The organism is Bacteroides caecigallinarum (assembly GCF_016901995.1).
Taxonomy (GTDB): domain Bacteria; phylum Bacteroidota; class Bacteroidia; order Bacteroidales; family Bacteroidaceae; genus Phocaeicola; species Phocaeicola cellulolyticus.
The window spans coordinates 119,484-133,309 of sequence record NZ_JACJLE010000001.1; the positions used below are offsets into that span (position 1 = coordinate 119,484).

General features: G+C 38.3%; 6 protein-coding genes. All 6 read right to left on the reverse strand.

Going from position 1 to position 13,826, the window contains the following annotated elements:
• Window positions 1–29: 29 nt before the first annotated feature.
• The 6 genes from H6A61_RS00615 to H6A61_RS00640 are packed head-to-tail and all read right to left on the reverse strand — an operon-like array spanning window position 30 to window position 13,379.
• Window positions 30–2,444, reverse strand: coding sequence for a polysaccharide lyase family 8 super-sandwich domain-containing protein (locus H6A61_RS00615; RefSeq protein ID WP_239469042.1), 2,415 nt, complete (start codon window positions 2,442–2,444; stop codon window positions 30–32).
• Window positions 2,445–2,465: 21 nt separating this feature from the next.
• Window positions 2,466–5,087, reverse strand: coding sequence for a DUF4955 domain-containing protein (locus H6A61_RS00620; protein ID WP_204390361.1), 2,622 nt, complete (start codon window positions 5,085–5,087; stop codon window positions 2,466–2,468).
• A gap of 12 nt (window positions 5,088–5,099) precedes the next feature.
• Window positions 5,100–7,064: a PL29 family lyase N-terminal domain-containing protein gene (locus H6A61_RS00625; protein WP_204390362.1), complete on the reverse strand. Its 1,965-nt coding sequence runs from the start codon at window positions 7,062–7,064 to the stop codon at window positions 5,100–5,102.
• Between the two features lie 14 nt (window positions 7,065–7,078).
• A complete protein-coding gene (locus H6A61_RS00630; RefSeq protein WP_204390363.1) occupies window positions 7,079–8,230 on the reverse strand; it encodes a DUF5017 domain-containing protein in 1,152 nt (383 codons plus the stop codon).
• A 30-nt stretch (window positions 8,231–8,260) separates the two neighbouring features.
• The gene (locus tag H6A61_RS00635) at window positions 8,261–10,135 is read right to left on the reverse strand and encodes a RagB/SusD family nutrient uptake outer membrane protein (RefSeq protein ID WP_204390364.1); all 1,875 of its coding nucleotides are present in this window, start codon (window positions 10,133–10,135) and stop codon (window positions 8,261–8,263) included.
• A 34-nt stretch (window positions 10,136–10,169) separates the two neighbouring features.
• The gene (locus tag H6A61_RS00640; protein WP_204390365.1) at window positions 10,170–13,379 is read right to left on the reverse strand and encodes a SusC/RagA family TonB-linked outer membrane protein; all 3,210 of its coding nucleotides are present in this window, start codon (window positions 13,377–13,379) and stop codon (window positions 10,170–10,172) included.
• Window positions 13,380–13,826: the final 447 nt, after the last annotated feature.

Sequence of the window (13,826 nt, forward strand, 5' to 3'; positions counted from 1 at the left end):
TTTATTCGATATTCAATTTCGTTTTATTGCTACATTTTTTTCAATTTCACATGCACAGGCAAGCCATTACGCAACAAGCATGAAAGTTCTGTATTACCATTTTCCATAGTTTTCAGGAAAACACCTTGTACGTTACCTTCAGCCTCCCAGGTTCCTTTCAGTTCGATGAAAGCAGGAGTAGGCATTTCTCTCCAATCTTTCTTATTAAGCATCTTCGGGCGTAAATTAGGATTTGAGATAGCAAGTACCAGACTACCGTCTGATTGTTTCTCCTCTATCAACAAAAGTTCAGTAGCAGATGAAATAACCTCACCGGCATTCAACCCCTTGGCAGGAGTAAAGAACGAATAAGCCAGTACATTCTTTGGAGCATATTTAATTATATGCAGTGAATCCTGCATTTCAACAATACTGAACAACTCACCTTTTGTTTGCTTGTCTGCCACTTCCTTCATTTTATTTTCATCGGCAGCAGGAACTACAACGAAAGAATAAGACTTCTTTTCTGGTTTTACTCCATGATTTATGTAAGCCTTTGCAGCTACTTCAGTAGCCGGTTTTGCAGCAAGTCCTTCAGAAGATGGAGTTTCCTGCTTATCATATACAATTGTTATTTCGTCATGTCCTGCAGGAACAAAATATCCGGTAGAAACAGGATTTATTACAGTCAAAGCCTCAGCAGAAGGAATTGTAAGCTTATTGCCACTACCAACGTTCTTTCCATTTACAGATAAACGGTTAAACTTTTTAGAAGTTATAGTCTGGAACAAGTTTGTAGCAGTAATCATTTTATCTGAATAGTCTCCCTTAGCAGAGATTCCATTACCAATGCTAAACAACATTCCGTCTATAGCCAATACTGACTTGCAGAAAGTAAGATTTGTAGGAACGAATCTCTGGCTACCCCAATTATCATCCTGATCGAAAGCAGAAGCAAATAATCCATATTCATTATTGGAAACTGCCCCGGCAAAATCTGAAGTTCTGGCCTTCTGGTCAAATCTGTCCTTATCGTTCTTATAAGGCATCATCTCTGCCCAATCGGTATAATGCACAGTAGTACTACCCGGCATCATATTCCAATCCCAACCGGCAGCCTTATTCTCAGTCTTTGACGGATAGCCGCTATTTTCAAGACCTCCTTCATACAGTACTTCCAATGTACCATGACTCTGATATCGTCCGAATCTGTTAGTCTTGTTATATATCTCAGCGCCCCAAAGTTTGGCTGTAGGAGCCTTCATTACCGCAACCCATCCAGGCTGACGATATACTCCGGCAGAACTGTAGTTATACTGATAGAAACCGTTTGCATCTATTGCCGGTACACTATACTTATTAGTTTTGAAGAAATAATTATAATAAGCAGCAAGATCCATATCCAAATCAGTACCCATGGCCTCACCACCAATCTCTATTAACTGTTCAAACAGTTTTTGTGTGAAAGGCACTTCTGTACTATAGAACGGATGACGTCCAGCCATACTGGTAGCGTAGATTCTGTCTTTGTCACCATCAGCACATACTGCAGTCATATAAATTGTAACTATAGCTTTCTTCAGTCTCTCATAAGATTTTTTATCAATCATCAGAGATGTACCTTTAAAACGATAGAAATACTCCACCCATGTTCTATACGAGTACATATATCCATTATAATGTGCATTATGATGGAATCCTGTACCATCAGGTTTCAATATATCTTTGTTACCAACATTATATCTGGTACACACTCTCAAGAAGCCCGACAATAACTGCAAATCCTGTATCGCCTGCTGATCGTCCGGATTGGCAATAGCCAGATTAAATACGTACGGTACAACATTGAAAATATAGTCGGAACTTATCCAGTTAAGGATTGCCTTATCTCCCTTACGTATAATATCCACTTCAAGCAACTTCTGTACGGCTGCTATTACTTTTGCCTTACGCACATCATCCAGAACAGGAAGTGCACTCATCAGGTCTGTCGGTATTTTTCTTACATCGCTGTAATTACTATACACCAGCTTTGGCATCCTCATGAAAAAATTATGAGTAAAGAGGAAATCAAGATACAAATCCAAGTCAGCCTTACCTGATTTTCCCAATGTCAATGCTCCATACGACAATATACGGACATTCTTGGCTACGTCTCTAAGATGCTGATTTGTCACCTTATCACCCCAAAGATCTGCTCCTGTTACAGTATAGTCTCCCGTACGCTGCAGCATGAGCATCTTGAGTGCCATCTGTGCAGATTTCAACTCATTGTTAGAAGCTTTCGGATCGGATAGCTTATACTTCTTTCTAAAGTCCTGAAGTTCTCTAAGCTTCCCCTCGTCTATAGACTGCTGTGCGGACTGCACGTTTTCCATATCCACCATTGCCATAGCCGGCAAATAGGCAGCAGTCATTCCGGCTCCCAACAAGATAGTAAAAATGATATTTCTTTTAAGTTTCATGACTATAGATTATTAGTTTAATTATTTCAATGCATTAAGCCAAGCCGGGACATACCCTTTCCTTTTATAAAACTGTGCCTCATACAAAGATAAAGGAGATACAGGAGCGTTTAAGCTTTCACAATATTTTATTTGTTTTGTATCTTCTGTATAGAAAGTGATACTCTGACCACTCCATCCGACAATTATAGGAGGCAGGTTCTTCCACCACTTATTAGTAGACCACCATACCCATTTTCCATTCCAACCAGAATCATACGACACTACAGTCGCGTTCATGTTCCAAATGGTCAGATCATTCAGATGGTTAGGGAGCTGTACTTCATCACCGCCCTCACGCCAAGGCACAAAACCACCGGTACAATTATCAATCAGAGTTGCACGAGGCTGCGTTGCATGCGATTCGAAGCATGAATCATCTCCCCATCTCACATTCCATATCACAGCACCCATACTTTGTTTTGAAACTCCGCATCCATGATACTGACCTACTCCTTCCTTATAATCACCAAGATTCTGTCCACCACTATCTGTGGCAATTCTTCCGTTACTGTGGTCGTAAACCTTTCCTATAAATATACGAGAAGAAGCCTGTGAGCGAATAGCGGAATGTCCTCTATTACCTGATATTTCAATATCGTAAGCAGAAGAATTCGCACTATTAACAAACGAGTGAGCCTCACTGACACTTTCAAAATCAACTCTTCTCATCCATGAATTTGTGAGTCTTATCATTTGTACAGGTTTGAAACCTCCGTCATCATAAGCACTTCCATGATGTTTGAAATCCTCCTTTGAATGGCCCAGGAATTTAAGGTCTTCTACTCCTACATTCTCATAATGAGGATATTTCTGGATTTTCCAATTCCACTTGGCTTCCACCTTACGCATTATAGGCTCATAAAAAGTCACAGTATTCGAAGATACTGATTTTACCTGATGATAATCAAGGACCTGAACACCTGTCTTATTAAGATCCAAATCGGCACCGGCCGTCAGATCAGTAACGGAATGTGGTGCCAATTCTTCAGCAATCAAATCTGGAGAATTATTTTTCAGCGACAAGCAAACCCAATCTCCGGCTTTGATACCAGCTGTAGAACTTACTTCAACAGAGAATGTACCTTTTTCTGCATTTCCAGTCACGTCACACAGTTCAGACAGTCCGCTATTATGCTTAAACTCAAGCATATTGGGCGATGACCACATTTCCTCAGGATTAGCCGGATCATTTTCTTTAGCCATTTCAATAGTTGTCTTGTCCCTACCTGCTCCTTTGAATATCAAATTACCCATTGTCAAGCGGAGAGTGGTAACAGTCTCATTTTCATCACCACCTCGCAAAATGTATTTACCTTCAGGAAAATATATTATGGCATTTGCATTATTGCCGCGAACAGTATATCTCAAGGTTTTATCACCGTCCTCACCTTTTTCCTCAGCCCCCATAGCTTCTTTCAAGATTTTTATCAATGCTGCCCTATCAGACACGTCATCAGTACCATTAGCTCCATAGTCCACTATATTATAGACCTTATAAGTTGCGCTGTTCTGCGCACCTCCTGATATATTGGCAGTATAATATTTATTACCGTTATTATCTGTTTGCGGATTATTAAAATCAATATTAACATCCGGTGGTGCTACCTCACCATGCATATATCCTGCGTATGAAAAGTCAAGAAGTACATTATCAGGATCCTGATTTACGAAATCATTCCATGCCTGAGCAGCTCCATTAAACATTTCTGTGGTAAGGAGTTTAACCTTCATAGTAACTAATCTGCAATATCCTTCTTTTGAGAATATCTTTATAATAATATCTTCAGTATATGCCTCATTCCTTTTGTTTTCCGAAGGCGCTTGTATAGCAAGTTCTTTTTCATCAATCTTGATTTTCCAACCGATAGTCTCAATAGCGATGTTTTCAACGCCTTCCTGCTTTACTGAAAAGATTTTCTTTTCGTTCAATGAAAAGACCTGTGGCCCATTCTCAGAATTATAATCAATGGTCAACGACAATCCTCCATACAAAGGAATATTGCATTCCATTGTCTCTCCGTTATTCTTCCACTTCAATGTAAGTGCTTCTGAACCGTTTACGACAACCTCATCAAACAAAGAATAGCTAAAATCTACAAGAGAAGGATCTGCCATACCAATACCACCAGTCCATTCACCATCACCGAATCGATATTCCCACATTCCTTCTGAATTGATTCTGAACTCAGGAGTCATTCCGTTTTCAGGCTTAGAGCTTACTTGCTTACCTTCACTATCAACCAGTGGTTGGGTTTCTTCACCATTCATGGTATAATACCAGAATCCGTCTTCACCTATTGATACTACAGGAAGCGGCTCTGATGGCTTGCCACTATAAACTATCATTCTTTCTCCATTGCTCAGGTCAAGAACGTAATCACCGGTTTCTTCATTCACGCTGTAACCCAAAATTAGGATTTGTCCATTCAACAGATCCTGATAATTGGCTACGTAAGCATTCAGTTTATCCAGTTCCGGCTGCAATTTATCCAAACGTGATATCAGGTCGTTGATATCATTACGGATGTCTTCCCTGTCGTCGCAAGAATAAAATGCGACGACAGAAAATATACTTAATATGTAAATAAATAACTTCTTCATGGTTCAAGTGTTTTATTTTATTGTTGCTCCATAACCAGAATATGTAGGATTTGGAACGAAAGTTCCGGTCGCCAGATCAAATTGTCCTCCATCGAAAGGATTTACATCTATAATGGTATTCTCTTTTGCTCCATCGAAACCGTTTTTATTCATTCCTCCAAACAATACTTGCCAATTAAAATCTGAACTTACTTTATAAACTATATTATCATCACAGAATGTTCCCGTAGGAAATGTAGTAGCTCTTATCAAACCACAATTATTAGAAAGGGCTACATCTGTATAATATAAATTCTTAGTAACATCTATGGTCTTGACAGTTCCTGCATAAACATAAAAAGTAGTTTCAGTCGCTAAATTTACAAATGTGTTATTATGCATCTTTAAATTGCCTATAGTAGCTTTTTGACCATTAAACAATTTGAATTTTGTCAATAGAGCTTTTGAATCTTTCGAATAGAATACATTATTTACGAGATTTATACTTGGATACGTAGCTGTCGTTTCTTTAGCCAAACCTATCAAAAATTGGTTATGAGAACCTGAAGTAAATTCCAACAATGAATTCTGAATAGTGAAATCAGAAATACTTCTATTATTAGGAGAAATATAGGTTAACGACTGACCTGCCAGACAAATAAGCTTCACATTATCAAACATCACTTTTCCGAAAGAATTATTTCCATTCTGTGCCAATAAATAAGTATTTTCACTACCATCATCCTTCATGACATTTTCTGTATTAATTACCAGATTGTATGCCAAGAACAAACCATTTGCTTCAGAATTTGAAAGTTTCATCTGCCTAGTTGGTGTTATCTTACTTTTCTGAGATGAGTTTGTACCTATCAATATAAGATTAGGGGAATTAACTGTTGAAGAATAATTTACTTCAACCGATGGATCAATAAAATAAACCACATGATCAGCAGTAAATGCAAAATTTGCGTCAGTAACATGTTGTGCCTCACCAAATTTTTCTTTATTAATCTCTACTCCAGCTATCGTGATAGTCTCACCACTATTATACTTCTCTAAATAGTTTACAGCCTCACCATCATCTCCTCCACCTTCGTTTTCACCTATTTGAACCTGAATCTTATCTACAGCCCAATTGATTCCTTTATTTGCCTGAACGACAACATCCTTTGTATTGTCAGCGGTCGCTCTTGTAAATGTTGAAGCAGAAGCCGGAGCTGTCAGTGACAGTTCAGCTTTACCATCAGCCGGTTCGCCTAAAGTGGCAATCCATCCATAAGGCGCAGTGACTATAAAATTGTCTCCGCTTAGGTTTACATTAAGTTTAACAGTAGCTCCTGCTGCAACTGAAAGCACATTGCCACTGAATCCTGCTACACCTTCTGTTATAATTTCGCATGTCAGTCCGTCAACAATAGGCATTGTAAGTGTTTGACCATCTTTCATAACCACTTCCAAATAACCGCCTTTAACCTCTACGCTCTGAAAAAACTTATCTTCATTATTTATCGTTTCAGTAGTAGCCTGAACCTTTTCACCATTTGAAAGGACGTATTGCCATTCACCTGCACCAAACTTTACCTGCCAGTAATTTGTACTTTCTTCAATTCTGAATTCCGGAGTATCTCCGTTCTGACCAACAGCCTGCTGACCTAAAGATTCTCCATTTACAGTCCAATTTCCGTTTTCATCTATACCTATAGTAGGATAATTTACAGTACCTGTCACACCCTGAGTGAGTGTTATCACACTACCGTCACTCAAAGTCAGCGTATATGCGCCTGTAGTTTCATCATACGTATATGAAGAGATTGTTTTATTTCCGTCAATAAGTACCCTTAGCGCATTCATGTTTTCATTAATGGAAGCGACTTGCGCTTCAAGGCTCTCGACACGATTCTTCAGTTCATCAATGTCGTTTCTCAAATCGTCAGTATCACAGCCGGCGAAGACCAAAACAGCCAGCATGAAAGGCATTAAAAATTTAAAGGTTTTCATAATATCTATTTTTATCATTTTACATTTATAACTACATTGATGATTTTATTCGCATCGTGTTTGTAATTTACATTATTAAATACAAATGTCGCCTTATACGTACCAACATTATTGTAAGTATAAGTATATGTCGGTAAATCCTGCGACAAATTCTTCACGTTTTCACCTTTATCAGGATCACATGCCAAGATATTGATTGGATCCGACACAAGCCAAGCTGTTTTCCATTCATAGGTACTACCTGTACCCTGTATGAAGAAGCCGCCATTTGCCACACTAGACATATTCCACAAGCCAGGGACATTAGCCGTTACCGTTCCATAAGCCAAATTCTCTGGTAAATAGGTTGAAACACTAGTCCAGTCATTTCCCTTTTCATCTGTTTCTTCATTCTTTATTGATTTCTCATAAAGATAATTGTGATTGAAGTTCAGTGCGGTAAACATGAAATTACCTGCATATTGTGTAGTAACAGAATTATTTCTCAATACATTCTCTATACACATCGAGTCAAAATAATACTTAGGCTGGTTTGTTGCAGAAGCTCCGGCAGTAGAAGGGTTTTTACGTTCATCAGCATTATACGCCACAGCAACCACCAGATTCTTACCAATCATATTCTTCACATCTAGCTCTACTTTCAATGCCTCAACCACGTTAAGCGCAAGATTGTCATAATCTGTATGATCCCTCACCGGAATCCATTTACCATTCTTATAGAAATCAGCCACCAAAGTGGAATCCGCGTTAAAATCAGTTTTTGACAATCCCGGGAAACCTTCCTGACCTAAAGCCGCGTCTGTAAATGTATAGAACACATCAATTGTATTGTTATATCTTTCATCGGAATACGATGCACCTTCCTGATAGATATTAAACTTCAGCTTCGATGATAAAATATCTTCCACTTGAGTCTCATACCTGTCTTTATATGTATATTGATGACCTGTCTCTCCACTGTAAAAAGTAACGAAATCAGGATCTCCATTTATATTGAACACCACAGGCTCACCCTTTTTCACAGTAACCATCAGTCCGTCCACAGCAACATTGTCACCAGGTGTAACACTTACACTAACATCCTCCAGTCCCTTAGTCATTTCCTTGTTGCATGAAGTCATGACCAATGCTGAAAGTAGAATTGTATATATGCTATATGTTTTCATTTAATATAGGTTTTATTCTTTATCAACAAATTACCATCCCGGATTATTATCAGTGATAGCCTTGTTTACGGCAGTCTCCGCATCAGGAATTGGATAATAATTATATGTATCCGAAATATTGAAATAAGTATATACGTTTGTAGGTCCTTGATTCCACTCACCTCCGGCACGCGCAGAATTATAAAGAGCATTCATGTTTTCAACATATTCACCCCAACGGATTAGGTCAAAACGGCGAGTATATTCGAAACACAATTCACGCCCTCTTTCATCTTTGACCATTTGTCTGAATTCATTCTTATCCAATGTTCCTTCTTCCACCTTATCTGCTCCAGCACGTTCTCTTACTTCATTAAGATAAGCGTATGCATTTGTAGGACCATTTAATTCATTTTCAGCTTCTGCAATCATAAGCAATACATCCGAATATCTCAAGATAGGGAAATTTATCGCAGTATTGTTTTTGTCCTTTTTATCAGCCTCATATTCACGGCGGTATTTTGCGCACGCACGTGCTATATTATTAGTAAATACGCCATTATAATCGTAGTCGCCATCCTTAGGTTCATCAGTATTCTTTTCCCAATTAACATTTCCATAAGAGAAAGACCTGCCATTGTCATGTGCAAGGAAAGCATCTCTGAAACCAAGTTCATAAAATTTTCGTCCAGTCACTCCTGTATTCTTTCCATCACTTTCCATATAAGCGAAAGGTGCAATATTCCACAGGAATCGCGCATCCTTCATCTTAGTCAGATATGTCTGCCATATCGGGTCAGTTTCATCTTTCTTATCATATATTGCCTGTGTGAATTTAACTTCCATAGACATCAGGTTTTGTGTACTGGGAGCATTTGTGCAATACAATCTATACAACTTAGGAGTTGCAAAAATAAATTCATATGAATAACCCGGATCCGCAGAGCCAACAACATTCGATTTAGAAGACATGTCAGGAGCAGCAAGACCTATAATGTTACCGATTCTACCTTCAGCTTTCACGTCTGTTGTATTGTTACCAGAAAATTCCACTTCCCAGATACTTTCATTGGCCTTAGTATTGTATCTGTCAGAACACAAATCTATAAAGTAATCCCAATAATCCGGAGCCAGATCATGCCCTCCTTTAGTTTCAACCAGTTTTGCATATTTCAAAGCTTCCTCATAATAAGTCTTATTTTCTTCCTCTGTTGCAGGTCTATTATCACGATGAAACTCACCGGCACGGAAAAGATATATTCTAGCCAACATTCCCCATGCCGCAGATTTAGAGATTCTACCAGGTTTATATCCAAGTTCTTTTGCAGAAAGAAGTCCGCCAGTTTCATCGTCAGAAACTTCTGCCATCTCCTTCACTATGAAATTATAAATTTCCTGTTTATCTGTACGGGGTATATCAAGCCCTATTACATCTTTTGTTGATTCTGTTTTGAATGGTACATCACCCCAACACTGAACAAGATTAAAATAGTAAAATGCCCTAAGAAATCTGACCTCAGATATATACTGAGCTTTCAGTTTTGCATCTATATCTGCCACTCTGTCAATATTCTCAAGGAAAATATTCGCACGATTTATTCCTGAATACAGAGTGTACCAAAACCCAGTCACTGCAGCATCACTCACAGTAGCATTATTACATACCAACCCTCTAGTGGCAGGAGCACGTCCCGAACCTCCATAATGCGCAAGGTCATCACCTGCGTTAAGATACATATAGTCAGCCCCATAGAAAGACGACTGTCCTAATATGGCATAAATACCGGTAACAAAAGATGTTGCCTCATCTGCCGTATTGAAATAAGTATCTATAGTCACCTTATACGGCTCTTTGTCCAAAAAATTGCATGATACGGACAAACTTCCAAGAGCCAATGTAAAAAGTGTATATTTTAGTATTTTCATAAACTTCTTTTATTTTATCTGTTTTACTGTATTTTTAGAATCCCAAATTCACACCGAAACTGATTGTATATGATCTCGGATATGATGAGAAGTCCAATCCAGGTGTCAAGGCACTGTTACGTACTGATACTTCAGGATCGTAGCCCGAATAACTTGTCAATGTCCACAAGTTCTGTCCAGCTAAATATAGGCGGACATTACTCAATCCAGCCTTGGCAATCATAGCTTTTGGGAATGTATATCCCAAAGTAAGAGTCTTAAGTCTTAGGAACGAGCCATCCTCCACTATTCTTGATGAGATCACTCTGTTCGAACTTGAAGTTGTAGCAGCCGGAATATCACTGTCAGGATTTTCCGGAGTCCAACGGTCAGCATAACTTGCATATTGGTTCAACTCTCTCGACTTATTATTCGAGCTTTCAAAGAACAGACGATTGGCATTCATAATATCATTGCCATACGACCATTGGAAGAATATGCTCAAGTCAAAACCTTTATATGTAAAATTATTTGTAAAACCACCGGTATGTATAGGAAGTCCGCATCCTATTATAGTACGGTCATTTGAGTCAATAGTTCCATCACCATTCAAGTCCTTATATTTAGGCATACCCGGTTGAGTATTGTTCTCTGTAGAGAAATGAGGTACTCCGTTCTTCAGAGTATAAGTTTCACCGGACTTGTTGAAGTCATCATATTTATAAGTGCCCTCATATACATATCCGTACATCATACCCATAGGCAATCCAACCTTTGCTATATAACTTGTCTGCGAATTATAATCCTGGTCGAATGTAGCTGCAGTCAACAGGCTTGTCTGATTTTCCGCCAATTCCAATACTTCATTCTTATTGAACGCAATATTGAAATCAGTAGTCCACGTAAAATTCTTGGTAGTAATATTCTTAGTACTCAAGCTCAATTCCAAACCATCATTCTTGACCTTTCCGATATTTTTGGTAGCAGAATAGAAACCGGAAGACAATGGAACAGAAGCATCCAATAGCAAGTCACGTGTAATCTTACGATAAACATCTGCGGTAAAGTTGATTCTTTCTCTGAAGAAGCTCAAGTCTATACCCACATTCCACTGTTCTGTTGTCTCCCATTTCAGATTGTCGTTACCTATTGCTATAGGCACCGTTCCCACAGTGGTATTATCACCATTGATAGGATATACACCGCTCGGCACACTGCCGTTTGAGATATAATCCCCTTGCTTCGATTTCAGAGCCTGCATCAATGCATAATAATCATATTCACCAATACGGTTATTACCGGTCAATCCCCAACTGGCACGCAACTTACCAGAGTCAAGCACCTTTCCAAGAGGTTTCATAAAATCCTCTTCCATAAAGTTCCATGCCAAAGAAGCAGAAGGGAAATAACCGTATCTGTTACCTTTACTGAATTTAGAAGAACCGTCGGCACGGAATGAAGCGGTAGCATAATATTTTGACTTGTAATTATAGTTCAATCGTCCCAAATAAGACATCATTGACCATGAAGTCTTATACGAATTAGTTGTATTAGCCTGTCCCTCGTACATTCCTGCCATACCCAATGATTCATTTGGAATATGTGTAGTACGGAAAGAATAATACTCATAATCTGAATTCTGGAAAGTAACACCAACTAAAGCATTGAAAAAATGCTTCTTTTTAATATTGGTCTGATATGTCAACGTATTTTCATTCAACCACGTAAGACGTTCATTACGTATCACCTGTGCATTTACTTTATCTGTTGATGTCGGGCCACCATAACGAGTCTTGGAATTATTAAACTGGTCATTCTTACGCGAGTCGTAAGTATAGCCGCCAGAAATCTTCAGTTTAAGTCCTTTCATTATCTCATAAGCCACATAACCATTTAGCTGCAGATTGTTGATATAATTTTTCCTATATTCATTTTTCAAAGATAATATAGGGTTGAAACGGTAGTCATTACTATTATCTACGGCATCATCCATTACATTATCCATCAATGAGCTAAGAGGTTTGTTAGGGAATGTAACAGGTCGATATCCCCAAACGCTGTAGAATAAGTTATTCATACCACTATATGAATTTTCTGAAGGTGTCGAGCCTGTCTGTATGCTTCTGGAATAGTTAGTAGTAAGACTGATATCCAGTTTATCTCGCTTTACTACAGTATTTGCTCTCATCTGAAAACGCTCAAATCCAGTATTCAACAATACACCTTGTTGATCATAATAAGAAGTAGAAGCGTTGTATCTTACACCTTCTGTACCTCCGGTGAGGCGAAGGCTATGATTATGCTGGAATGCAGTACGGAAAATTTCATCCTGCCAGTTATACTGTTCTATATCCTTATAATCGTCAAGCGTCCATTGCTTTCCTTCATACATCATCAGATAGCCTCCATTCTCGGATGTCACCTGTGTAGGATACATTTCAGCCTGTAATTTAACAAACTCGTATGCATCCATCATCGGAATTTTACGTGAAGCGTTATGCATAGTCACACTTCCATCGTATGTAATCTGCGGTTTTCCTATTGTACCCTTTTTAGTTGTAATTATAACTACACCATTCGCTCCACGTGCACCATAAATAGCCGTTGCCGAAGCATCCTTCAATATATCAAGAGATTCAATATCCGAAGGATTAATGGTGCTCGCCATTGCAGCATCTTCCACAGGAAATCCATCTATTACATACAGCGGTGAGTTATCCTGCGTCAGTGAGTTATTACCACGGATCACGATGTTCATAGTTCCACCAGGCGTACCCTCTGATGATGTCACGTTAACTCCGGCTACACGACCTCCAAGAGTCTGATCAAAAGAACCCACCGGAGTATTGAGCAAATCATTCATATCAGCTTTGGCAACCGATCCGGTCAAGTCTTTTTTCTTCACTTCCTGGTAACCAACAACTACCACTTCCTCCAAAACCTCCGCGTCTTCTTTAAGCACTATAGACATTGGTTTAGTAACATCCACTTTGATTTCAAGTGTCTGATAACCAATATAAGAAACTACTATCACGGCATTTGCATCCGGCACACTTAATGAGAACTTTCCCTCCATGTCTGTTATAGTTCCTTGATTAGTTCCTTTTACCAGAATACTCGCTCCGATGACCTCCAATCCGGTATCATCGATTACCGTACCCCTGACAAGACTTTGCGCCACCGCTCCGGTGACTGCAACTAAGGTTAACAGCAATACACTGAAAGCCCTCTTCCATTTTAAAAATTCTTGGAATCCAGTTTTCATAAAATAAAATTACATTAAGTTTATTTTCAAGGTTTATTTCTGCAAATATATTAAAAACTAACTTCTAATATTTGATAAAATAATTCATGATTAGTACAAAATAATACAAACAATCTTACAAATAACGCCACAAAGATATATTTTTTTATTAAATACTACAGGATACACATATTTAATATATAACAATATAGTTTTATACAAAAAACCTCTCCTCTCCAACCCTTTATTTGATTTTTATCATAATTGAGCGCAAGTTAATAAAGTTTTTTCAAATATGCTAATATTTTATTCCCGAAATAAAGTAAATGATTGCTACTATATAAACATGGTTGAATATATTTTAATGATGGTTATACTCAAAATATATATTAAGAGTAAAAATATAGCCCCAAAAGTAAGTATTTCTTAAAAATGTACTATTATTGCACTAATTTTGAATTATTTGTG

Bases quoted from the DNA above. Each gene is read 5' to 3' on its own strand.
- H6A61_RS00615 (WP_239469042.1), bottom strand. From the start codon at position 2,444: ATGAAACTTAAAAGAAATATCATTTTTACTATCTTGTTGGGAGCCGGA.
- H6A61_RS00620 (WP_204390361.1), bottom strand. From the start codon at position 5,087: ATGAAGAAGTTATTTATTTACATATTAAGTATATTTTCTGTCGTCGCA.
- H6A61_RS00625 (WP_204390362.1), bottom strand. From the start codon at position 7,064: ATGAAAACCTTTAAATTTTTAATGCCTTTCATGCTGGCTGTTTTGGTC.
- H6A61_RS00630 (WP_204390363.1), bottom strand. From the start codon at position 8,230: ATGAAAACATATAGCATATATACAATTCTACTTTCAGCATTGGTCATG.
- H6A61_RS00635 (WP_204390364.1), bottom strand. From the start codon at position 10,135: ATGAAAATACTAAAATATACACTTTTTACATTGGCTCTTGGAAGTTTG.
- H6A61_RS00640 (WP_204390365.1), bottom strand. From the start codon at position 13,379: ATGAAAACTGGATTCCAAGAATTTTTAAAATGGAAGAGGGCTTTCAGT.